Annotated in this window: 18 protein-coding genes and 1 riboswitch; of the genes, 11 read left to right on the forward strand and 7 right to left on the reverse strand. The window is 53.6% G+C overall.

Features of this window, described 5'->3' with window-relative positions:
• Positions 1 to 55 precede the first annotated feature (55 nt).
• Complete coding sequence (mscM, locus tag O1Q74_RS17575) at positions 56 to 3,379, forward strand: miniconductance mechanosensitive channel MscM (RefSeq protein ID WP_271874851.1); 3,324 nt, start codon at positions 56 to 58, stop codon at positions 3,377 to 3,379.
• Positions 3,380 to 3,429: 50 nt separating this feature from the next.
• Here mscM and epmA read toward each other — a convergent pair whose 3' ends face one another.
• Positions 3,430 to 4,407, reverse strand: a complete 978-nt coding sequence (epmA, locus tag O1Q74_RS17580) for an elongation factor P--(R)-beta-lysine ligase (RefSeq protein WP_271874852.1) — start codon at positions 4,405 to 4,407, stop codon at positions 3,430 to 3,432.
• A gap of 474 nt (positions 4,408 to 4,881) precedes the next feature.
• Here epmA and frdA point away from each other — a divergent pair, with 474 nt between their 5' ends.
• From frdA to O1Q74_RS17605, 5 genes are all read left to right on the forward strand, one after another.
• Positions 4,882 to 6,678: a fumarate reductase (quinol) flavoprotein subunit gene (frdA, locus tag O1Q74_RS17585; RefSeq protein ID WP_271874853.1), complete on the forward strand. Its 1,797-nt coding sequence runs from the start codon at positions 4,882 to 4,884 to the stop codon at positions 6,676 to 6,678.
• Positions 6,671 to 7,408 (forward strand): succinate dehydrogenase/fumarate reductase iron-sulfur subunit, encoded by a 738-nt coding sequence (locus O1Q74_RS17590; RefSeq protein WP_271874854.1) that lies wholly within the window; start codon positions 6,671 to 6,673, stop codon positions 7,406 to 7,408. Before frdA ends, O1Q74_RS17590 begins: the two co-directional genes overlap by 8 nt.
• Positions 7,409 to 7,421: 13 nt before the next feature.
• Positions 7,422 to 7,817: a fumarate reductase subunit FrdC gene (gene frdC, locus O1Q74_RS17595; protein ID WP_182101166.1), complete on the forward strand. Its 396-nt coding sequence runs from the start codon at positions 7,422 to 7,424 to the stop codon at positions 7,815 to 7,817.
• A gap of 14 nt (positions 7,818 to 7,831) precedes the next feature.
• Positions 7,832 to 8,188, forward strand: a complete 357-nt coding sequence (frdD, locus tag O1Q74_RS17600; RefSeq protein WP_005972985.1) for a fumarate reductase subunit FrdD — start codon at positions 7,832 to 7,834, stop codon at positions 8,186 to 8,188.
• A gap of 125 nt (positions 8,189 to 8,313) precedes the next feature.
• Positions 8,314 to 8,883: a lipocalin family protein gene (locus O1Q74_RS17605; RefSeq protein ID WP_271874855.1), complete on the forward strand. Its 570-nt coding sequence runs from the start codon at positions 8,314 to 8,316 to the stop codon at positions 8,881 to 8,883.
• Between the two features lie 121 nt (positions 8,884 to 9,004).
• Here O1Q74_RS17605 and O1Q74_RS17610 read toward each other — a convergent pair whose 3' ends face one another.
• The 3 genes from O1Q74_RS17610 to efp form a co-directional block, all read right to left on the reverse strand.
• Complete coding sequence (locus O1Q74_RS17610; protein WP_015841889.1) at positions 9,005 to 9,358, reverse strand: DMT family protein; 354 nt, start codon at positions 9,356 to 9,358, stop codon at positions 9,005 to 9,007.
• Between the two features lie 114 nt (positions 9,359 to 9,472).
• Positions 9,473 to 9,604, reverse strand: coding sequence for an entericidin A/B family lipoprotein (locus O1Q74_RS17615; protein ID WP_005972977.1), 132 nt, complete (start codon positions 9,602 to 9,604; stop codon positions 9,473 to 9,475).
• A 182-nt stretch (positions 9,605 to 9,786) separates the two neighbouring features.
• Positions 9,787 to 10,353 carry an elongation factor P gene (gene efp / locus O1Q74_RS17620; protein ID WP_180742814.1) on the reverse strand — a complete coding sequence of 189 codons (567 nt, stop codon included), beginning with the start codon at positions 10,351 to 10,353 and terminating at the stop codon, positions 9,787 to 9,789.
• 41 nt (positions 10,354 to 10,394) lie between these two features.
• Between efp and epmB the strand changes: the two genes are divergently transcribed.
• Positions 10,395 to 11,447: an EF-P beta-lysylation protein EpmB gene (epmB, locus tag O1Q74_RS17625; RefSeq protein WP_271874856.1), complete on the forward strand. Its 1,053-nt coding sequence runs from the start codon at positions 10,395 to 10,397 to the stop codon at positions 11,445 to 11,447.
• Positions 11,448 to 11,507: 60 nt separating this feature from the next.
• Here epmB and O1Q74_RS17630 read toward each other — a convergent pair whose 3' ends face one another.
• Positions 11,508 to 11,852: a DUF4156 domain-containing protein gene (locus O1Q74_RS17630; protein ID WP_225085962.1), complete on the reverse strand. Its 345-nt coding sequence runs from the start codon at positions 11,850 to 11,852 to the stop codon at positions 11,508 to 11,510.
• A 30-nt stretch (positions 11,853 to 11,882) separates the two neighbouring features.
• Entirely contained in the window at positions 11,883 to 13,532 is a 1,650-nt protein-coding gene (gene pgi / locus O1Q74_RS17635) for a glucose-6-phosphate isomerase (protein WP_271874857.1), read from the reverse strand.
• A gap of 201 nt (positions 13,533 to 13,733) precedes the next feature.
• A riboswitch (Lysine riboswitch) is annotated at positions 13,734 to 13,926 on the forward strand.
• Between the two features lie 114 nt (positions 13,927 to 14,040).
• Here pgi and lysC point away from each other — a divergent pair.
• Positions 14,041 to 15,417 (forward strand): lysine-sensitive aspartokinase 3, encoded by a 1,377-nt coding sequence (gene lysC / locus O1Q74_RS17640; RefSeq protein ID WP_263058142.1) that lies wholly within the window; start codon positions 14,041 to 14,043, stop codon positions 15,415 to 15,417.
• A gap of 377 nt (positions 15,418 to 15,794) precedes the next feature.
• On the opposite strand, the gene iclR is transcribed toward lysC, so the two are convergent.
• The gene (iclR, locus tag O1Q74_RS17645) at positions 15,795 to 16,625 is read right to left on the reverse strand and encodes a glyoxylate bypass operon transcriptional repressor IclR (protein WP_271874858.1); all 831 of its coding nucleotides are present in this window, start codon (positions 16,623 to 16,625) and stop codon (positions 15,795 to 15,797) included.
• A 192-nt stretch (positions 16,626 to 16,817) separates the two neighbouring features.
• On the opposite strand from iclR, the gene metH reads away from it, so the two are divergent.
• The 3 genes from metH to O1Q74_RS17660 are packed head-to-tail and all read left to right on the forward strand — an operon-like array spanning position 16,818 to position 22,477.
• Positions 16,818 to 20,501: a methionine synthase gene (gene metH / locus O1Q74_RS17650; RefSeq protein ID WP_271874859.1), complete on the forward strand. Its 3,684-nt coding sequence runs from the start codon at positions 16,818 to 16,820 to the stop codon at positions 20,499 to 20,501.
• A 37-nt stretch (positions 20,502 to 20,538) separates the two neighbouring features.
• Positions 20,539 to 21,897 carry an AAA family ATPase gene (locus O1Q74_RS17655; protein ID WP_271874860.1) on the forward strand — a complete coding sequence of 453 codons (1,359 nt, stop codon included), beginning with the start codon at positions 20,539 to 20,541 and terminating at the stop codon, positions 21,895 to 21,897.
• Positions 21,866 to 22,477 carry a hypothetical protein gene (locus tag O1Q74_RS17660; RefSeq protein ID WP_271874861.1) on the forward strand — a complete coding sequence of 204 codons (612 nt, stop codon included), beginning with the start codon at positions 21,866 to 21,868 and terminating at the stop codon, positions 22,475 to 22,477. The genes O1Q74_RS17655 and O1Q74_RS17660 overlap by 32 nt, the downstream gene beginning before the upstream one ends.
• The last annotated feature ends 83 nt before the right edge of the window (positions 22,478 to 22,560 follow it).

Below are 22,560 nucleotides of genomic sequence, written 5' to 3' on the forward strand. Positions count from 1 at the left end.
AGCGTCCGGCTTTAGTCGCTTGTAAGCGTGTTGTTTGTCATAAAGGGTAGCTAACGTGCGTCTGATTCTGACTTTTCTTCTGGGATGTTTATTATCAACTGCCACGTTGGCTGCCACTGCGCCCAATGAGGCGCAACTCCGCCAGCAGCTACAGCAGGCGGAGGCCAACAAAGGTGCAGCCGATCAGGCAAAAGTCGTTGAAGAATATCAGGCTGCACTGAACACCCTACAGGATCGCAAAGAGGCGCTGGAACGCGCCACACAGTATCAGCGCGTTATTGATGATTTCCCCAAGCTGGTTCAGGAACTGCGTCGTCAGCTTAATGCCGAAGACGGCAAACCCTCGTCAATTCCAGAAGGACTCTCCAGCAACGATCTTGAACAGCAGCTGTTGCAAACGAGCAGCCAACTGCTGGAACAGGCCCGCCAGCTCCAACAGGAGCAAGATCGGCTGCGTGAAATCAGTGATTCACTGAGCCAGCTTCCGCAGCAGCAAACCGAAGCCAGTCGCATGCAAAGCGATGCGGAACGCCGTATTCAGTCTCTCGGTACGCCCGCCACGCCGCTGGGGCAAGCGCAGCTCGTCGCGCTTCAGGCCGAATCCGCGCTGCGTAAAAGCCGGGTGGACGAACTGGAGCTGGCGCAACTGTCAGCCAGCAATCGTCAGGAGCTGTCCCGGCTACGCGTCGAGCTGTATAAAAAACGCCACGACAGGCTGGATCTGCTGCAACAGGATTTACGCAGCAGGCTCAATAACCTACGCCAGCGCGAAGCCGAACAGGCATTAGAGCGCACAGAGCTTCTCGCGGAACAAAGCGGCGATTTACCCAACGTCATCAGCAAACAGCTACAGGTTAATCGTGAGCTCTCCGTCGCGCTGAACCAACAGGCGCAGCGGATGGACCTGATCGCTTCTCAACAGCGTCAGGCTGCCACGCACACCATTCAGGTTCGTCAGGCGCTAAGTACCATCCGCGAACAGGCACAGTGGCTCGGCGTCTCACCGATATTGGGAGAAACGCTACGGGCGCAAATAGCGCGTCTGCCGGAAATGCCCAAACCTCAGTTGCTGGATAGTGACATGGCGCAGTTGCGCGTACAACGGCTGCACTTTGAAGACCTGATCAACAAACCGCAGGATCTTGATAACGCCAAACAGGACAACGGCGATCCGCTGACCAGCGCACAGCAGCGTATTCTGACCGACCAGATGCGTACCCAGCGCGACCTGCTGACTTCACTGATCTCCGGCTGTGACTCACAGATACTGGAACTGACCAAACTCAAAGTCGCCAATAACCAACTGGCGGATGCGTTGACCGAAACACGGGAAGCGGCCCATCGCGATCTATTCTGGGTTGCGGATGTCGAGCCCGTAACGTTCGCCTATCCGCTGAAACTGGTGCAGGATCTGACGCGTCTGCTGTCTCTGGATACGCTGACGCAGTTGGGTAGCGCGCTGGTGATGATGGTCACCAGTCAGGAAACCGTGCTGCCGCTGCTGGGCGCGCTGCTGCTGGTGGGCTTCAGTATCAGCTCCCGTCGCCACTATCATGCGTTTATGGAGCGCGCCAGCAGTCGCGTCGGTAAAGTCACGCTCGATCACTTTATGCTGACACTGCGTACCGTGTTCTGGTCCATCCTTACTGCCCTGCCGCTGCCGGTGCTCTGGGCCGCGCTGGGCTACGGGCTGCAAAACGCCTGGCCTTATCCGATTGCCGTTGCCATCGGCGACAGCGTGACCGCCACCGTGCCGTTGATGTGGCTGGTGATGATCAGCGCCTCATTCGCGCACCCGCAGGGGCTGTTTATTGTCCACTTTCGCTGGTCGCCGGAACGCGTCGCCAGAGCGATGCGCTACTATCGCCTTTCCATCGCCTTTATCGTGCCGCTGATTATGGCGCTGATTACGTTCGATAAGCTCAACGATCGCGAGTTTTCCAGCACGCTGGGGCGGCTCTGTTTCATCCTGCTCTGTATGGCGTTGAGTCTGGTCACGACCGGGTTAAAACGCGCCGGTATCCCGCTGTATCTGGATAAAGAAGGTTCTGGGGAAAACTCCGTTAACCGTGCGATGTGGAACCTCCTGATCGCCATGCCGCTCATTGCAGCCTTAGCTTCCTGCATCGGCTATCTGGCAACCGCGCAGGCGCTGCTGGCACGCCTGGAAACCTCCGTCTCTATCTGGTTCTTCCTGTTGGTGGTTTACCACATTATTCGCCGTTGGATGTTGATTCAGCGGCGTCGCATCGCCTTCGACCGCGCCAAACAGCGACGTTCGGAAATTCTGGCGCAGCGTGCCAAAGGTGAAGAAGACGCGCCGTCTGCGTCGTCCCATGAAAGCAGTTCGGAAGCGGTGGAAGAGCCTGTCGTCGATCTGGACGCCATCAGCGCCAAATCCCTGCAACTGGTGCGATCCATTCTGACGCTGATCGCGCTGGTTTCCGTTATCGCGCTGTGGTCGGAAATTCATTCAGCCTTCGCCTTCCTGGAAAATATCAGCCTGTGGGATGTTTCCAGCACGGTCAAAGGCGTGGAGAGCGTTCAGGCGATTACGCTGGGATCGGTGCTGATCGCCATTCTGATCTTTATTATTACCGCACAACTGGTGCGTAACCTGCCTGCGCTGCTGGAACTGGCGATCCTACAGCACCTGGATCTGTCGCCGGGCAGCGGCTATGCCATTACCACCATCAGCAAATATATTTTGATGCTGATCGGCTGTCTGATGGGGTTCTCGCTGATCGGGATCGAATGGTCGAAGCTGCAATGGCTGGTGGCCGCACTGGGTGTGGGACTCGGGTTCGGCTTGCAGGAGATCTTCGCCAACTTTATCTCCGGCCTGATCATCCTGTTTGAGAAACCGATCCGTATCGGCGATACCGTTACGATCCGCGATCTCACCGGTAGCGTCATGCGTATTAATACCCGCGCCACCACCATTTCCGACTGGGACCGCAAAGAAATCATCGTGCCAAACAAGGCATTTATTACCGAGCAGTTTATCAACTGGTCGCTGTCGGATTCCGTCACACGTGTCGTGCTGACGGTGCCTGCCCCGGCGGACGCAAACAGCCAGGAAGTCACGGAACTGCTTATGGACGCGGTGAAGCGCTGTTCGTTGATTCTGGATACGCCAGAGCCAGAAGCCTTTCTGGTTGACCTGCAACAGGGGATTCAAATTTTCGAGCTGCGCGTGTTCGCCGCCGAAATGGGGCACCGTATGCCGCTGCGCCATGAGTTGCATCAGTTGATTCTGGAAAACTATCGCAAGCACAATCTGGATCTCCCTTTCCCACCGTTCCAGGTGAGAATGGACAATCTGTCGCGCAGTGGAAGAACGCTGACGCCACGGCAGCGAACACCGGGCAGCTTATAAGAAGGGCAAATGGGCGGCAGCCAGATATGGCTCCGCCCTGGATCAGATGGTTACGCGCGTTCTACAGAGAACGCCATCACGTCACTCAGCTTTTCGGCATTCAGCGCCAGCATGATCAAACGATCCACGCCTAACGCTACACCAGCACACTCCGGCAAGCCGTGTTTCAACGCCGCCAGCAGATTTTCATCAATCGGCTGCTGTGGCAAATCCCGCGCGGCACGCTTACGGTTATCCTGCTCAAAACGCTGACGTTGCTCATCGGCATCGGTCAATTCACGGAAGCCGTTCGCCAGCTCAATCCCCTTGAAATAGACCTCAAAACGTTCGGCAACGCGATGATCTTCCGAGCTGATCTCAGCCAGCGAAGCCTGTGTAGCTGGGAAATGGTAGACAAACGCCGGTTTGTCGCGCCCGATGTGCGGCTCAACGCCAAAAGTAAACAGCATCTGCACCAGCGAATCGCGATCGTCTTCACGGCAGGCGATATCACCCAATCCGATTTTTTCTGCCGCTTCGCGCAGCTGCGCTTTGTCGACAGACAACGGGTCGATTTCCAGATGGCGTAGAAATGCCTGCTGATACGAGAGCATCTCTGCACTTTCACAATCCAGTACCTGCTGCAACAGGTCATCAACCTCATTCATCAGGCGGTACATATCATAGTGAGGGCGATACCATTCCAGCATGGTGAATTCAGGGTTGTGGTGTCGGCCTGACTCTTCATTGCGGAAGCTGCGGCCCAGTTGAAAGATCGGTCCGCTGCCAGCCGCCAGCAGACGTTTCATGTGGTATTCCGGGCTGGTCATCAAGTACATCGTCATACCATCCGCAGCACCGGGGCCAACGAAACGGGTCTGGAACGGGTATAAGAAAATATCCGTTACCGTAGCCTGGCTCATCGCAGGCGTTTCGACCTCCAGTACACCACGATCGGTGAAGAAGCGCCGGATAGCGGCAATGATCGACGCTCGTTTCAACAAATTAGCGACAGAAGCACTAGGTTGCCAACTTGTCGTCTCGCTCATGGTTCTTACTCCAAAGTCAAACAGGGGGTGCAGTCTACCCGCCTCAGCCCAAATTTCCAGCGGAAAAAAGGCCTGACGCGCTTTTCAGCAAGGTATGCTCTACCCTTTAAGAGGGTGCGCTCAGGATAGCAGCCGTAAATTATCTCCAGTGGATCATTTTCTTATATCCCCTTCAAAAGGGTTATTAAAGAAATAAAAGCACCATTTCCACCTAAATAAGTCTTTCGATCACGTTTTTATCAATAAATACGAGACTCGCTGAAAAAACGACAAAATACGGGATCACATCAAATTTCATCTACCTATAATTCGGTATAATTATTCCCACACAAAAATTATAGGTTTATCTATTCTTTATACCTCTATCACATAATTTTCAGCGGGTTTGATATTAAGCTCGGATATAAAGACAGAAATGAATAGATATTATTTTTTTATTTTAACTTAATTAACTTAAGTAACTGGAGGAATGCATTGCAAACCTTTAATGCCGATTTGGCCATTATCGGGGCCGGAGGTGCTGGCCTACGAGCGGCAATTGCTGCCGCAGAAGCCAACCCTCAACTGAAAATTGCGCTGATCTCAAAAGTCTACCCAATGCGTAGCCATACCGTGGCGGCAGAAGGTGGGTCAGCAGCAGTGACTCAGGAACACGATAGTTTCGATTATCACTTCAACGACACCGTCTCCGGTGGCGATTGGCTGTGTGAACAAGACGTAGTTGAGCACTTCGTCAAACACTGCCCGGAAGAGATGATTCAACTGGAACAGTGGGGCTGCCCCTGGAGCCGTAAACCGGATGGTTCTGTCAACGTTCGCCGCTTTGGCGGAATGAAGATCGAACGCACCTGGTTTGCCGCCGATAAGACCGGCTTCCACATGCTGCATACGCTGTTCCAAACGTCCCTTAAATATCCGCAAATTCAACGTTTTGACGAGCACTTTGTCCTCGACGTTCTGGTCGATGACGGCCAGGCGCGCGGTCTTGTTGCCATCAATATGATGGAAGGTTCGCTGGTTCAGATCCGCGCGAATGCCGTGGTACTGGCAACAGGCGGCGCAGGTCGCGTGTACCGTTACAACACCAACGGTGGCATCGTCACCGGCGACGGCATGGGCATGGCGTTCCGCCACGGTGTCCCGCTGCGTGATATGGAATTCGTTCAGTATCACCCGACGGGTTTGCCCGGTTCCGGTATCCTGATGACTGAAGGCTGTCGCGGCGAAGGCGGCATCATGGTCAACAAAGACGGCTACCGTTACCTGCAAGACTACGGCATGGGCCCGGAAACACCGCTCGGCCAGCCGAAAAACAAATACATGGAGCTGGGGCCACGCGATAAAGTCTCGCAGGCGTTCTGGCACGAATGGCGCGCAGGCCGCACCGTCTCAACCCCGTTGGGCGACGTGGTTTACCTCGACTTGCGCCACCTCGGCGAGAAGAAGCTTCTGGAACGCTTGCCGTTCATCTGCGAATTGGCAAAAGCCTATGTCGGCGTCGATCCGGTGAAAGAGCCGATTCCTATTCGTCCTACTGCGCACTACACCATGGGCGGTATTGAAACCGATCAACACTGCGAAACCCGTATCAAGGGTCTCTTCGCCGTCGGCGAATGTTCCTCTGTTGGCTTGCACGGCGCGAACCGTCTGGGTTCCAACTCACTGGCCGAACTGGTGGTCTTCGGGCGCGTTGCGGGTGAACATGCCGTACAGCGCGCACAGGCGGCAGCACCCGCCAACGGTGCGGCGCTGGATGCACAAACGCGTGACATCGAACAGCGCCTGCACGACCTGATGAATCAAGAAGGCACCGAAAGCTGGGCGAAAATCCGCGACGAAATGGGCATGTCGATGGAAGAAGGCTGTGGTATTTACCGCACCACCGATCTGATGCAGAAAACCGTCGATAAGATTGCTGAGCTGAAAGAGCGCTTCAAACGCGTGAAAATCACCGACCGCTCCAGCGTGTTCAACACCGACCTGCTGTACACCGTTGAGCTGGGTCACAGCCTGGATGTCGCGGAATGTATGGCGCACTCGGCGATCAACCGTAAAGAGTCTCGCGGCGCGCACCAGCGTCTGGATGAAGGTTGCACCGAGCGTGATGACGTTAACTTCCTGAAGCATACGCTGGCGTTCTATAACCCGGAAGGCGCACCACGTCTGGAGTACAGCGATGTGAAGATTACCAAACTTCCACCGGCCAAACGCGTATACGGTGCAGAAGGTGATGCGCAGGAAGGCAGCAAGAAGGAGCAGGCGAATGGCTGAGACGATCAAAACCCTGAAAATGGAAGTCATGCGCTATAACCCTGAACAGGACAATGAACCCTATTTTGAAACGTTCGATGTCCCGTACAACACGCAGACTTCCCTGCTGGATGCGTTGGGTTATATCAAAGATAACCTGGCACCGGACCTCTCCTATCGCTGGTCCTGCCGTATGGCGATCTGTGGCTCCTGCGGCATGATGGTAAACAACGTCCCTAAATTGGCCTGTAAAACGTTCCTGCGTGACTACACGAACGGTCTGAAGGTCGAAGCGCTGGGCAACTTCCCCATCGAGCGCGATTTAGTGGTCGATATGACCCACTTCATCGAGAGTCTGGAAGCCATCAAGCCGTATATCATCGGCAACGATCGTAAACCAGCTGATGGCCCGAACAAGCAGACTCCGGCGCAAATGGCGAAGTATCACCAGTTCTCCGGCTGTATTAACTGTGGTTTGTGCTATGCGGCATGCCCGCAGTTTGGCCTGAACCCTGAGTTCATCGGCCCGGCGGCGATTACGCTGGCGCACCGTTATAACCTGGACAACCGCGATCGCGGTAAGAAAGAGCGTATGCCGCAGTTGAACGGTAATAACGGCGTGTGGAGCTGTACGTTTGTGGGCTACTGCTCAGAAGTGTGTCCGAAGCATGTCGACCCAGCCGCTGCTATCCAGCAAGGCAAGGTCGAGAGCGCGAAAGACTTCATGATCGCCATGCTGAAACCACAATAAGGGAGGGACAATGATGACATCTAAACGTAAAGCGTATGTTCGCGATATGTCGCCGACCTGGTGGAAAAAACTGGGGTTCTACCGCTTTTATATGCTGCGTGAGGGGACGGCTGTCCCCGCCGTCTGGTTCAGCATCGTACTGATGTGCGGCGTCTTCGCACTGAAGAACGGGCCGGAAGGCTGGGCACACTTCGTCAGCTTCCTGCAAAACCCACTGGTGCTGCTGATTAACATCGTTGCACTACTGGCCGCCGTGCTGCACACCAAAACCTGGTTTGAACTGGCACCGAAGGCCAGCATCATCATCGTTAAAGATGAAAAAATGGGGCCAGAGCCACTCATTAAAGGGCTGTGGGCTGTCACCGTGGTGGTAACCGTAGCCGTTCTGGCGATCGCCTTACTATTCTGAACAGGAGAAATAACGTGATTAACCCAACGCCAAAACGTTCTGACGAACCGCCTTTCTGGGGCCTGTTCGGCGCCGGTGGGATGTGGAGCGCGTTCTTCGCCCCGGTGATTATCCTGCTGGTCGGCGTGATGCTGCCTCTGGGGCTGTTCCCGGATGCGCTAACCTATGAACGCATCGCCGCGTTCAGCCAGAGCTTTATCGGCCGCGTCTTTTTACTGCTGATGATTGTGCTGCCGCTCTGGTGTGGCTTACACCGTATCCACCATGCGATGCATGACCTGAAAATCCACGTTCCTGCCGGAAAATGGGTGTTCTACGGTCTGGCGGCAATCCTGACCGTGGTGACCGTCATCGGCGTCGTCACGCTGTAAAGCTCACACCGTAAATTTGTAGTATCTCACGGCCTGCACGACATCGTCGCAGGCCGTTTTATTTCCCCACCTGACCATGTCCATCGTCTACACTGGAACAGAGATGAAAACGATGAGACGTCAATATGATGCACTTTAACGCTATTCGCTTTAACACGCTTTTCTTAACCATCAGACGCTGCGGAAAAGCCTGCATTGCCGCGCTGGTGGCGCTCTTCTCTGTCGCCTGTAGCGTAACGCCGCCCGATAACGTCACCGTCGTGGAAAATTTTAACGTCAATCGCTACCTCGGCACATGGTACGAGATCGCTCGTCTCGACCATCGCTTTGAACGCCATCTCGAACGCGTGACAGCAACCTACAGCCCACGAGATGATGGCGGCATCAAGGTGATCAACCGTGGCTTTAACGTCGAAAAACAGGAATGGAAAGAAAGCACCGGGAAAGCCTATTTCACCGGTTCGCCTCAGCGTGGCGCGCTAAAAGTGTCGTTCTTCGGGCCATTTTATGGCGGTTACAACATTATTGAGCTGGATGACGATTACCGCTATGCCCTGATTTGCGGGCCGAACCGTGACTATCTGTGGATACTCTCACGCACGCCAACGCTGGATGCCGCGACACGCGACAAACTGGTCGCCACGGCCAAACGCTACGGCTTCCCGACAGAGGCGCTCATCTGGGTCAATCAGTGATCGTGGCATATTGAGCACAACACAGAGATGAAACGGCTATACCCTAAATAATTCGAGTTGCGTGACAAAACGTTATGGTTTTGAACAACGCACAAGCAGCTTGAAGTATGACGGGTATGTGTTATCCCATAATCTTATCGCGGAACATAAAGAAAACCGCGCCCAGCAGGCACAGCCCCGCCCAAATATAATCGGTGCGGAACGGCTCTTTTAAAATGATCATTGAGAAAGGGATAAATACGGAAAGGCTGATCACTTCCTGCAATATCTTCAATTGACCGGCGGAAGCAACCTGATAGCCAATCCGATTGGCCGGCACCTGCAAGAGGTATTCGAATAACGCAATCCCCCAACTGACCAACGCGGCAATTATCCAGGTACGGCCGCTGAAATAGCGTAAATGCCCGTACCAGGCGAACGTCATAAATATATTACTCAATGTCAGCATGCCGACAGTAATGAAAATAGGCGACATTATTACTTCTCCGAGTGATCCACTTTCACATTATCTCGCCGCAGGGAAGAAAACACCATAAACGGTATTTTCTTCCACTCGGAAAAGTTATTACGACTTATTTCCTAGGTTAGATCATTGGGCGCTGCGCTGAATAGCCTTCCCACCCGCCTCAACATCTTGTCCAACCCCTCGGGTGGTATTACACCCAACCACCGCAGAGAGAATAACCAGAGAGAAAATGGCAACAAAAGCTTTCTTCAACATACTCGGTTCCTTCTTTATGAGAGTAGGATTTCAACGGTACGAAAGTGACTGCTTTTTAAGCGTAGCCAATTTTAATTCTTGTGGGGATTTTTTCGGACGAGGAGAAAAAATAAGAGGGTGATTTCAGTGAGGCTACGGGAGCAAAAAGGCCGCCCTCACAGAAGGCAGCCTTTTCAGATACATTACTTAACGCGTGAAACGTACTCACCAGAACGCGTGTCAACTCTGACCACTTCGCCGATCTGTACGAACAATGGCACTTTAACGACCGCGCCGGTGCTCAGCGTTGCTGGCTTACCACCAGTACCTGCGGTATCGCCTTTCAGGCCTGGATCGGTATCGGTGATTTCAGCTTCGATGAAGTTCGGCGGCTGAACAGCGATAGGACGACCATCCCACAGGGTAACGATACATTCAGCGTTGTCCTGCAGCCATTTTGCAGAATCACCAACGGTCTTCTCTTCAACCTGATGCTGTTCAAACGTCTCAGGGTGCATGAAGTGGTAGAACTCACCATCGTTGTACAGGTAGTTCATGTTGGTATCTACAACATCTGCGCCTTCTGCAGAATCGGTAGATTTGAAGGTTTTTTCAACGCGAGAGCCCGTCAACAGGCGACGCATTTTTACACGAGCAAAAGCCTGGCCTTTACCCGGTTTCACAAATTCACTGGATTCGATGGCATACGGCTCGCCTTCGAACATGATTTTAAGACCGGAACGAAAATCGTTGCTAGAATAAGTCGCCATAAAGGCCCTCTACAATTTAATACTGGTACGAAGCCAAAAAAATGGCACACATTGTAACCCTAAATATACCTTCCAGAGAAGATTGGTTGCAGCAACTTGCAGACGTAATTACCGATCCTGATGAATTACTGCAACTTTTGGCACTGAACGATCACGCTAAACTCCGACAAGGTAACGATGCACGCAGGCTTTTTGCTCTGCGAGTACCACGTGCATTCGCTGCACGGATGCAAAAAGGCAATCCTGACGACCCGTTGCTGCGACAGGTATTGACCGCGCGTGAGGAGTTTATTGCCACGCCAGGCTTCACCCACGATCCACTTGATGAGCAACACAGCGTCGTGCCGGGGTTGCTGCACAAATATCACAACCGCGCATTATTGCTGGTGAAAGGCGGCTGCGCGGTGAACTGCCGTTACTGCTTCCGCCGCCATTTCCCGTATCAGGATAATCAGGGCAATAAGGCCAACTGGCGTCAGGCACTGGATTATATCCGTCAGCATCCCGAACTGGATGAAATCATTTTTTCCGGCGGCGACCCGCTGATGGCCAAAGACCACGAGCTGGACTGGCTGATTACCGAACTGGAACATATCCCGCATCTGAAACGCCTGCGCATTCACAGCCGTTTGCCGGTGGTGATCCCTGCCCGCATCACCGACGCGCTGTGCGATCGCCTGTCCCGCAGTTCGCTTCAGGTGTTGCTGGTGACGCATATTAATCATCCGCAGGAAATTGATCCTGATTTAACACAAAGTATGGCGCGTTTGCATCGCGCTGGCGTGACGCTGCTCAACCAAAGCGTGCTGCTACGTGGGGTGAATGACAGCGCAGAAACGCTCGCCCAGCTCAGCAATGCCTTATTTGACGCGGGCATTCTGCCTTATTACCTGCATGTGCTGGACAAGGTTCAGGGTGCCGCGCATTTTCTGGTGGATGACAACGAGGCGCGCGTCTTGGTCAAAGCGCTCATGAAACAGGTATCCGGCTATCTGGTGCCGCGTCTGGCGCGGGAAATCGGTGGGGAAGCCAGCAAAACGCCGCTGGATTTAGGAATGAAGCAGCATCAGGACGACACTGGGATAGTCGGTTGAGAAATACGTTAGGAAAAGCGGTGAGAGCAACATGTCACTCTCACCGGTTTTTTCTTTAGCTTAAGGACATTTGTAGACGCTGCCGTTCATTTTGCTGTCCAGCGGCGCAAAGCTTGACCAGAAGGTCTCACTCGGACTGGTTGCACCATAGACCGTATTGCCCCCCATCGCCGCCGCTTTATTGCGCAGATCGTTTGCCGCACCGCGCATAGAGCTGCCGTCGCTATGGTTGCCTGCCAGCCAGTTAGACTGGCTACCGCTGGCCTGCCCCAACAGCTGACATTCGCTTCCTGGCTTGGTATCCGTGAACGTCACTGCCTGACCAGCGGCGCTGACTTGACTGGTACTACTGCACCCCGCCAGCAACACTGCCGCTGATAGTCCCAACAAAATACGAACCTGCATGTCTTCCTCCTTGCGATTGAAAAGGCCCGATTAGTTACGCCACGCTTTGAAGCGGTTGATCAGCCCGTTAGTGGAGCTATCATGGCTGTCGATCTGACTGTCATTTTCCAGCTCTGGCAGAATACGGTTTGCCAGTTGTTTACCTAGCTCCACGCCCCACTGATCGAACGTGAAGATGTTCAGGATCGCGCCCTGAGTAAAGATCTTATGTTCATACAGCGCAATCAGTGCACCCAGGCTGTACGGGGTGATTTCGCGCAGCAGGATGGAGTTGGTTGGACGGTTGCCTTCAAAGACTTTAAACGGCGCCACGTGTTCCACGTCTTTGGCACTTTTGCCTGCCGCCGCAAATTCCGCTTCCACCACGTCACGGCTCTTACCGAACGCCAGCGCTTCCGTCTGCGCAAAGAAGTTCGACAGCAGCTTGCTGTGGTGATCGCTCAATGGGTTATGGCTAATCGCTGGCGCAATGAAATCACACGGAACCAGCTTGGTGCCCTGATGGATCAGTTGGTAGAACGCATGCTGGCCGTTCGTACCCGGTTCACCCCAAATAATCGGCCCGGTCTGGTAATCCACCGGATTGCCGTTGCGATCGACATATTTTCCGTTGGATTCCATATTTCCCTGTTGGAAATAGGCCGCGAAACGATGCATGTATTGGTCATACGGCAGAATCGCTTCGGTTTCAGCACCGAAGAAATTGTTGTACCAAATGCCGATCAGCGCCAGCAGCACGGGCAGGTTTTCCTCCGCGGGCGTGGAAGCAAAGTGCTTATCCATTGCGTGCGCGCCGCTGAGCAGTTTTTCAAAGTTCTCAAAGCCCAGAGAAAGAATGATCGACAGCCCAATCGCCGACCACAGGGAGTAGCGTCCGCCCACCCAGTCCCAGAACTCAAACATGTTGTTGGTATCGATGCCAAATTCGCCAACAGCTTTCGCGTTGGTAGACAGCGCGGCAAAGTGTTTGGCAACGTGTTTTTCGTCCTGCGCCGTGTTCAGGAACCAGTCGCGAGCGCTGTGCGCGTTGGTCATGGTTTCCTGCGTGGTAAAGGTTTTAGACGCCACGAGGAACAGCGTGGTTTCCGGGTTCAGCGGCTTCAACGTTTCAGCAATATGCGTGCCGTCAACGTTAGAGACAAAGTGCATGTTGAGGTGGTTTTTATACGGCTTCAGCGCCTCGGTTACCATGAACGGCCCCAGATCGGAACCGCCGATACCGATGTTAACCACGTCGGTGATGGTTTTTCCGGTATAGCCTTTCCACTCACCGCCGATCACGCGTTCGCTGAAATCTTTCATCTTCGCCAGCACCGCGTTGACTTCCGGCATCACATCTTTGCCATCCACCAGAATCGGCGTGTTGCTGCGGTTGCGCAGGGCAACGTGCAGAACGGCGCGGTCTTCCGTGCGGTTGATTTTCTCGCCGGCAAACATGGACTGAATCGCCGCAGACAGGTCGGTTTCCCGCGCCAGTGCGTGCAGTTTTTCCATCGTTTCCGCTGTAATGCGGTTTTTGGAGTAATCCACCAGCATCTGATCGTCGAACGTGGCGGAAAAATGCGCAAAACGATCGCTATCCTGTGCAAACAGCTCGCTGATTTGCACCGCTTTCATCGCGTCAAAATGGGTTTGTAATGCCTGCCAGGCGGCAGTTTGGCTTGGATTGATATTTTTCATAATGCGACTTTCTCTCTAAGCATGAGTTCAAAGTGACTGAATCGATTGTATCCCTTAAAATCCCGATTGAGATCCCTTTTCTTGCTAAAAGCGCTTCATGCCTTGTGGTTTACTGACAGCGTGTCGTTTACTGACAGATTGTTTATTGACAGAAACCGCATAACCCGTTATTTGTAACACCGTACTTGCGCACTCGGTGTGCAAGCCAGAAGAGGCGCGTCGCCCAGGTAAGATATCGGAGGAACCGTAATCCACTGATGATATCCGAGGGGGAGCGACGCCGAGATGCGGTGAAATACGGCTTTCACCCTATCGACTACAGAGGCTGAATCCTCTGGGTTGTCACCGGATTCGTCCTGATGGACGTTCAGCAAGGTGGAGCGCTTCTGGGTGTATCGTAGTCATTTTCTACGCCTGCCCCCTACTTCTGCTCTCCCCCTGTGCCAAGGTTGATTAATGGAATGCTGTTTACTGAAAACAGCCTACCCCTGACACGAGGTTTTTTGACATGTCTGCAACTGAAGTCTCCGCAAACGCGAATTCTACCGTTATCGCCAAATTTGGCGGCACCAGCGTGGCGGACTTTGACGCCATGAATCGCAGCGCCGATGTGGTGTTATCGAATCCCAATGTACGCGTTGTGGTGCTGTCGGCATCGGCGGGTATCACCAATTTACTGGTCGCACTCGCAGAAGGTTTAGCACCGGAAGCGCGCGCAGAGAATCTGGCGAAAATCCGCCAGATCCAATATGCCATCATCGACAAGCTCACCAATCAAAGCGTCATTCGCGATGAGATTGACCGCATGTTGGACAGCGTCACTACCCTGTCTGAAGCGGCGGCGCTCGCGACGTCCAACGCGCTGACCGATGAACTGGTCAGCCACGGTGAACTGATGTCCACCCTGCTGTTTGTCGAAATCCTGCGCCAGCGCGATGTGGTGGCAGAGTGGTTCGATGTGCGCAAAATCATGCGTACCGACGATAACTTTGGCCGTGCGCAGCCGGACTGCGACGTGCTGGGCGAACTGACGCGCAGCCAGTTGCAGCCGCGTCTTGAGCAAGGTCTGGTGATCACACAGGGCTTCATCGGTAGTGAAGCGAAAGGCCGTACGACCACGCTGGGTCGCGGCGGTAGCGATTATACCGCAGCGCTGCTGGGCGAAGCCCTCAACGTCAGCCGAATTGATATCTGGACCGATGTTCCCGGCATCTACACCACCGATCCTCGCGTGGTGCCGACGGCAAAACGCATCGACCAAATTATGTTTGAAGAAGCGGCCGAAATGGCAACATTTGGCGCGAAAGTCCTGCACCCGGCCACGCTGCTGCCTGCGGTGCGTAGCGATATTCCGGTGTTCGTCGGCTCCAGCAAAGATCCAGCCGCTGGCGGTACGCTGGTGTGCAATAAAACCGAAAACCCGCCGCTATTCCGTGCGCTGGCGCTACGTCGTAAACAAACGCTGCTCACGCTGTATAGCCTGAACATGCTGCACGCACGCGGCTTCCTGGCCGAAGTGTTCAGTATTCTGGCGCGTCACAACATCTCCGTTGACCTGATCACTACGTCAGAAGTCAACGTTGCGCTGACGCTCGACACAACCGGCTCCACCTCAACGGGCGACAGCCTGCTGTCCAGCGCTCTGCTGACCGAGCTGTCATCGCTGTGTCGGGTCGAGGTTGAAGAGAATCTGTCACTGGTCGCGCTGATCGGCAACAAGCTGTCTCAAGCCTGTGGCGTCGGGAAAGAAGTGTTTGGCGTACTGGAACCTTTCCGCATTCGCCTGATCTGCTACGGTGCCAGCAGCAACAACCTATGCTTCCTGGTTCCTGGCGACGACGCCGAACGCGTGGTACAGACGCTGCACCGCAGCCTGTTCGAGTAAGTTCGCTACGCTTAGTCTGTCTCTTCGTCATATTTTTATGCAGGCGCGGAGACAGTGTCGTGCGCCAGAATATCATCATCTTCATGCTACTATGATGCCGGAAGTCTGTGAGGATCCACACCTACCAGCCGAACCTTTCGCCGCTCTTAAATAGTTGGGATGCGTTCATCTCATTCTCGTAGCACACGCCCGACACAGGGCCATTCAAACGCTATCGCCCTGTGAACCCAGGCTTCCGGCTAAATTATGCCGCTACGCGGTACCATCAGCGTTCATGCCGCCCACTCGGCAGCCAAGCCTACCGCTGCATAATTTTTACGCCGGATAATAGTGAAGTCCGTTATAACAGGTAGCTTATTACGAGTGATACATCTTGCTTATAACCCGCTATATTCCTGCATGACCTGCTTGGCGGCTTTGATCACCAGTGCGCCGAGTTCCGTGACGCGGTCGTCCGTGATGCGAGATACGGGGCCGGAGATGGAAATGGCGGCGAAAGCTTCATGATGTTCATCCAAAATACAGGCTGCGATACAGCGTAACCCCAGCGCGTGCTCTTCGTCATCGAAGGAGTAGCCTTGCTTGCGAATCAGCGACAGGTTTTCCTTCAGGGCTTGCGGCGAACTAAAGGTGTGTGGCGTGTAGCCGTGCAGCCCTTTCTTATGCAGCAATTGCGTGACCTGTGCATCGGGCAAATGCGCCAGAAAGGCTTTCCCGGCACCAGAAGCATGCATCGGCAGCTTACCGCCGATCGGTGCAGACATACGCATCAGTGCCGTACACTGCACCTGATCGATGATGATCGCCTGGCTGTCGGTCTTATCAAGAACGGCCAGATTGACGGTTTCGCCCGAGTCTTCCATCAGCTTGCGTACTATCGGATGCACAATCGCCAGCAGGTTGCGGCTTTGCAGAAAGCTGCTGCCGACGATAAAGGCGTGTGAGCCAATCGTCCACAATCCCAGATCGCCAACCTGACGCACAAAGCCCTGCTGCTGCATAGTCGTGAGTAGGCGATGGGTCGTGGAATTCGGTAAACCGGCCTGTTGAGCGAGATCGGTTAGCGCCACGCTGCCGTTTGCTCTGGCGATATACTCCAGCAGCGTCAGGCCACGGGTCAGCGACTGAACCTGCCCGGTCGGCTGTGCGGTAGCGCCCGTGCTGGATCGGGGTTTTTTCCCACGTTTGGCTGGCTCTGGTGGCGTCATGGCGTCGATTCCTTTTTATGGTAATGGAATTGATTTTCGTTTTTTTGCCGCAGAATGCAACTCTTCTTTCTCTGGGTTTTTATCGGCAAATGATCTGAAAAAGTCTCATGCTGCACCGCATTAGTGCCTTTACGACTTATGCTAGGATAGACGCAATATATATCGTATTTATTGGCCGGGAATGGGGTTCGCGTGAGTAATCGGGTAGATGAATTACGGCGTCAGTTGGCGCAACGCATTATGGTGCTGGATGGTGGTATGGGCACCATGATCCAGGGTTATCGCCTACAGGAAGCAGATTATCGCGGCGAGCGCTTTGCTGACTGGCCGAGCGATGTGAAGGGAAATAACGATCTGCTGGTGCTCACCAGGCCACAGGTGATTAGCGAAATCCATGACGCCTATCTGGAAGCCGGTGCCGATATCCTCGAAACCAACACCTTCAACGCCACCACCATTGCGATGGCGGACTATGATATGGAAGCGCTGTCGGCGGAAATGAATACTGTCGCCGCACAGCTCGCACGTGCCAGTGCGGATAAATGGACGGCATTAACGCCGGATAAACCGCGTTATGTTGCTGGTGTGCTCGGCCCGACGAACCGCACCGCGTCGATCTCCCCCGATGTTAACGATCCGGCGTTTCGTAACGTGAGTTTTGATCAACTGGTGGATGCATATCGTGAATCGACACGGGCACTGATCGCAGGCGGTGTCGATCTGATTATGATCGAAACCATTTTCGATACCTTGAATGCTAAAGCGGCAAGTTTCGCCGTCGAAAGTGAATTTGAGGCATTAGGGATCGTACTGCCGGTTATGATTTCCGGCACGATCACGGATGCGTCAGGGCGTACGCTATCCGGCCAGACAACAGAAGCGTTTTACAACTCCTTACGCCATTCCCGACCGCTTTCCTTCGGCCTGAACTGTGCGCTGGGGCCGGATGAGCTGCGTCAGTATGTCGCTGAGCTATCGCGTATTTCAGAATGCTATGTGAGTGCGCACCCGAATGCGGGGCTGCCCAACGCCTTTGGGGAATACGATCTGGATCCGGCTGATATGGCGAAACATATCGGAGAATGGGCGCGATCCGGCTTCCTGAATATCGTGGGCGGTTGCTGTGGTTCGACACCTGCACACATTGCCGCGATGGCGAAAGTGGTGGAAGGCGTTCCGCCACGTAAGCTGCCGGAGATCCCAGTGGCTTGCCGTTTATCCGGTCTGGAACCGCTGACTATCGATGCCAACACGCTGTTTGTTAACGTTGGGGAGCGGACGAACGTCACCGGCTCTGCACGTTTTAAACGTCTGATCAAAGAAGAAAAATACAACGAAGCGCTGGATGTTGCCCGCCAGCAGGTGGAAAGCGGCGCGCAGATCATCGATATCAACATGGATGAAGGCATGCTGGATGCGGAAGCGGCGATGGTCCGTTTCCTGAACCTCATTGCCGGCGAACCGGATATTGCCCGCGTGCCGATCATGATCGATTCCTCAAAATGGGATGTGGTTGAGAAAGGGCTTAAATGCATTCAGGGCAAAGGGATTGTTAACTCGATCTCCATGAAGGAAGGCGTTGAAGCCTTTGTTCACCATGCCAAATTGGTACGGCGCTATGGCGCGGCCGTGGTGGTCATGGCTTTTGATGAAGTCGGCCAGGCGGATACCCGCGCGCGTAAAATTGAGATTTGTAGCCGGGCGTACCGCATCCTGACGGAAGACGTCGGTTTTCCACCGGAAGATATCATCTTCGACCCGAACATTTTCGCCGTAGCAACGGGGATCGATGAACACAACAACTACGCGGTGGATTTCATTGAAGCCTGTGCAGACATCAAGGCGCAGTTGCCCCATGCGATGATCTCCGGTGGCGTGTCTAACGTTTCCTTCTCATTCCGCGGCAACGATCTGGTGCGTGAAGCGATCCACGCCGTCTTCCTTTATCACGCGATCCGCAACGGCATGGACATGGGGATCGTGAATGCCGGGCAGTTGGCGATCTATGACGATCTCCCTGCGGAACTGCGCGATGCGGTGGAGGATGTGATCCTTAATCGTCGCAGCGATGCCACCGAACGCATGCTTGAACTGGCAGAAAAATACCGCGGCAGCAAAACGGAAGAGGAAGGCAGTAAAACGCAGGCGGAATGGCGCGGCTGGGATGTGAAGAAGCGTCTGGAATATTCGCTGGTGAAAGGCATTACTGAGTTTATCGAGCTGGATACGGAAGAAGCGCGCCAGCAGGCTGCACGGCCGATAGAGGTGATTGAAGGTCCGCTGATGGATGGCATGAACGTGGTCGGCGATCTGTTTGGCGCGGGGAAAATGTTTTTGCCGCAGGTGGTGAAATCTGCCCGCGTGATGAAGCAGGCGGTGGCCTATCTCGAACCCTATATTGAAGCCAGCAAGGCCAAAGGGACGTCAGCCGGGAAGATTCTGCTGGCCACGGTCAAAGGCGATGTTCACGACATCGGTAAGAATATCGTCGGCGTGGTGCTGCAATGTAATAACTACGAAATTATCGATCTGGGCGTGATGGTGCCGACGGATAAGATCCTGAAGACCGCGCGTGAAGAGAACGTCGATATTATCGGGTTGTCCGGGCTGATTACGCCATCGCTGGATGAAATGGTCAACGTGGCGAAAGAGATGGAGCGTCAGGGCTTCACGCTGCCGCTGCTGATTGGCGGCGCGACGACGTCTAAAGCGCATACCGCTGTGAAGATTGAACAAAACTATAGCGGCCCGACGGTCTACGTACAGAATGCCTCACGCTCTGTTGGCGTGGTGTCGGCTCTGCTGTCCAGTGCGCAGTATGACGACTTCGTTGCGCGTACCCGTAAAGAGTATGAAACAGTGCGTATTCAGCACGCGCGTAAAAAACCGAGAACGCCGCCTGTGACATTAGAGGCTGCACGCGCTAACGCCTCGGATCTGGATTGGGAAAACTATACGCCGCCGGTGGCGCATCGTTTGGGCGTTCAGGAAGTGACGGCCAGCATTGAAACGCTGCGCAACTACATCGACTGGACACCGTTCTTTATGACCTGGTCGCTGGCGGGGAAATATCCCCGCATTCTGGAAGATGAGGTGGTAGGTGAAGAGGCGAAGCGCCTGTTTGCTGATGCCAACGCGATGTTGGATGACTTGTCCGCGCGCGGTGCGCTGAACCCCCGTGGCGTGGTGGGCTTATTCCCGGCGAACCGCGTTGGGGATGACGTCGTGATTTATTCTGATGAACGGCGTGAAACGGTGCTGTCAGTCAGCCACCATCTGCGCCAGCAGACGGAGAAAACTGACTTCCCGAACTATTGCCTGTCCGACTTCGTGGCGCCGAAGTCCAGCGGTAAGCCAGATTATCTCGGTGCCTTTGCGGTAACTGGCGGTCTGGAAGAAGATACGTTGGCCGATCAATGGGAAGCTCAGCATGATGATTACAACAAGATCATGGTGAAGGCGATCTCTGACCGTCTGGCAGAAGCCTTTGCGGAATACCTGCATGAGCGCGTGCGTAAGGTCTACTGGGGCTATGCGCCGAATGAGAACCTCAGTAATGAGCTGCTGATTCGAGAAAACTATCAGGGGATTCGCCCCGCGCCGGGCTATCCGGCTTGCCCAGATCACACGGAGAAAGTGCAAATCTGGCAACTGTTGGATGTGGAAAAGCATACCGGCATGAAGTTAACCGAATCCTATGCCATGTGGCCGGGCGCGTCGGTATCCGGCTGGTACTTCAGCCACCCCGACAGCAAATACTTCGCCGTCGCGCAAATCCAGCACGATCAGGTAGAGGATTACGCGGTACGTAAAGGCATGGATGTGAGTGAAGTGGAGCGCTGGTTAGCGCCAAATTTGGGTTATGATGCGGATTAAGTCGAAGATTATTCATGAATTTAAATAAGGGGGGGAGATGATCCACGAACTCAGCATTGCGAATGTTGGGCCTGCCAGCATGATGCATCTCACATTTGGCCATCGGCTTAATCTGTTAACGGGCGACAACGGCTTAGGTAAAAGTTTTTTGCTGGATATTACCTGGTGGGCGTTGACCCGTAGGTGGCCTGCGGAAGTGAATCCTAAATTGACCGCTGGCAAAAAAGCATTACCAGCGCCTGTAATCACATCTGAAGAAGTCAGCAAAGCCAGTATCGCCTTTTCGTTTGCGGGCAAAGTCAAAACTGAACGCTACGAGAGCCATTATGCCCGACGTGAGCAAAGTTGGACTGGTCGAGCGGGTCGCCCCGCCAACCCAGGCTTAGTTCTTTATGCTATGGCGGATGGCAGTTTTGCAGTATGGGATCCTCATCGCAATTACTGGAATACGCAGGAAGGCATTGATGTACAGGAGCGAGTACCCGCTTATGTATTAAGCCCAGCGGAAGTATGGGATGGTTTGCCGGGGGATGAACGTTCTTGGCTTTGTAACGGGCTGATTCGGGACATCGCCAGTTGGCAAAAAGAGAAAGGCGCGGCGTTCAAGCATTTTAATGCGGTGTTAAAGGTACTCTCTCCCTCTGCAACTGAGGTGCTTTCGCTGGGAGAGTTGATCCGCATTAGCCTTGATGATGTGCGCGAAATCCCGACGCTTAGGATGCCTTATCAAAAGGATGTGCCGATACTCCATGCTTCTTCGGGGATGCGACGTATTCTGGCGCTAGCTTATTTTTTGGTCTGGGCATGGGAAGAGCATCAGCAAGCCGCCAAATTGTTGGGTGAAGCGGTAACGCCTCAGATTACGTTTCTCATTGATGAAGTGGAATCTCACCTTCATCCAAGCTGGCAGCGGAGCATTGTTCCGGCGTTGCTGAAAGTCGTTGGAAAGTTGAATGCTAAAGCGCAGGTGCAATTGATTACTACCACGCACTCCCCACTGGTGATGACGTCAGTAGAACCGTTATTTGATGACAAGCAGGATGCTTGGTTTGATCTGGACTTTAGTGACGGTGTCGTTGCGCTTGAACAACGTGAATTCGAGAAATACGGTGATGCGGGTAATTGGCTGACCAGCGAAGCATTTGATTTAACAAGCAGCAGACCGCTTGAATATGAAAAATTGGTGGATGAGGCGGCCAAACTGCTGGATAAGGTAGCGGCATCCGGCAGTGAATTGGATGCGATGTATCAGCGTTTACTGACTGCGCTGGACGCAAAAGATGAATTTCTGTTTCGCTGGAGAGCGATCCGAGATAGCAAAACCAATTCTGTTCAGGATAAAAAAACAAAAAAGGGGCGCAAAGATGATTCCGGTAGTGTTACAGGTGGAGCCTGATGATTTTGATGTAGAGGTGCGTCAGAAGGGGCATAGCTGGTTGCGTAAAAAAGGGATTTCCCTCAATTCACCACCGCCAAAAGCTTCTGACTTACCTAATTACTGGACGCACAGTAATTATTCGCTTTGGGAATCTTATAGCGGTGTCTGTACCTATCTGGCTATTTATTTTGAGTGGGTGACAGGGGCATCTTCTACCGATCATTTTGTTGCTAAATCACGTAACGCTGGTGATGCCTATGAATGGGGGAATTATCGCCTCAGCGCATTAGGGCCGAATCGCAACAAGAATGACTTTGATGATGTGCTGGATCCAATCAGTTTGCAGCCAAATACCTTTGTAATTAATTTTGCATCGGGTGAAATTAGCCCTAATTATGCGTTATATCCTAAAGGTTCGCCGTATGCTATTCAGGCGGAATTGACAATATCCCGACTGAAGCTCGACAGCCCTGAGCACCGTAAAATGCGAACAGACCACTTTACCGATTATCGTTTAGAGGATTGCTCGCTTCGTCATCTGGAAAAACATTCCCCTTTTGTATACGCAGAAATTGTACGGCAGGGTCTGACTCGATAACGGTTGGCTGAAGATTTCTTTTCTCTGGCTTTAATGAGAATACGTATCAGTCTTATTGATGCACTTGCGGCACAATGCTAAGG

It is taken from the genome of Pectobacterium sp. A5351, from assembly GCF_028335745.1.
GTDB lineage: Bacteria > Pseudomonadota > Gammaproteobacteria > Enterobacterales > Enterobacteriaceae > Pectobacterium.

Excerpts from the sequence above, each read along its gene's own strand:
- O1Q74_RS17610 (WP_015841889.1), bottom strand. The coding sequence starts at position 9,358 with ATGTCGCCTATTTTCATTACTGTCGGCATGCTGACATTGAGTAATATA.
- efp (WP_180742814.1), bottom strand. The coding sequence starts at position 10,353 with ATGGCGACTTATTCTAGCAACGATTTTCGTTCCGGTCTTAAAATCATG.
- epmB (WP_271874856.1), top strand. The coding sequence starts at position 10,395 with ATGGCACACATTGTAACCCTAAATATACCTTCCAGAGAAGATTGGTTG.
- pgi (WP_271874857.1), bottom strand. The coding sequence starts at position 13,532 with ATGAAAAATATCAATCCAAGCCAAACTGCCGCCTGGCAGGCATTACAA.
- lysC (WP_263058142.1), top strand. The coding sequence starts at position 14,041 with ATGTCTGCAACTGAAGTCTCCGCAAACGCGAATTCTACCGTTATCGCC.
- O1Q74_RS17660 (WP_271874861.1), top strand. The coding sequence starts at position 21,866 with ATGATTCCGGTAGTGTTACAGGTGGAGCCTGATGATTTTGATGTAGAG.
- O1Q74_RS17605 (WP_271874855.1), top strand. The coding sequence starts at position 8,314 with ATGATGCACTTTAACGCTATTCGCTTTAACACGCTTTTCTTAACCATC.
- O1Q74_RS17630 (WP_225085962.1), bottom strand. The coding sequence starts at position 11,852 with ATGCAGGTTCGTATTTTGTTGGGACTATCAGCGGCAGTGTTGCTGGCG.
- iclR (WP_271874858.1), bottom strand. The coding sequence starts at position 16,625 with ATGACGCCACCAGAGCCAGCCAAACGTGGGAAAAAACCCCGATCCAGC.
- frdC (WP_182101166.1), top strand. The coding sequence starts at position 7,422 with ATGACATCTAAACGTAAAGCGTATGTTCGCGATATGTCGCCGACCTGG.
- O1Q74_RS17615 (WP_005972977.1), bottom strand. The coding sequence starts at position 9,604 with ATGTTGAAGAAAGCTTTTGTTGCCATTTTCTCTCTGGTTATTCTCTCT.
- O1Q74_RS17590 (WP_271874854.1), top strand. The coding sequence starts at position 6,671 with ATGGCTGAGACGATCAAAACCCTGAAAATGGAAGTCATGCGCTATAAC.
- epmA (WP_271874852.1), bottom strand. The coding sequence starts at position 4,407 with ATGAGCGAGACGACAAGTTGGCAACCTAGTGCTTCTGTCGCTAATTTG.
- O1Q74_RS17655 (WP_271874860.1), top strand. The coding sequence starts at position 20,539 with ATGATCCACGAACTCAGCATTGCGAATGTTGGGCCTGCCAGCATGATG.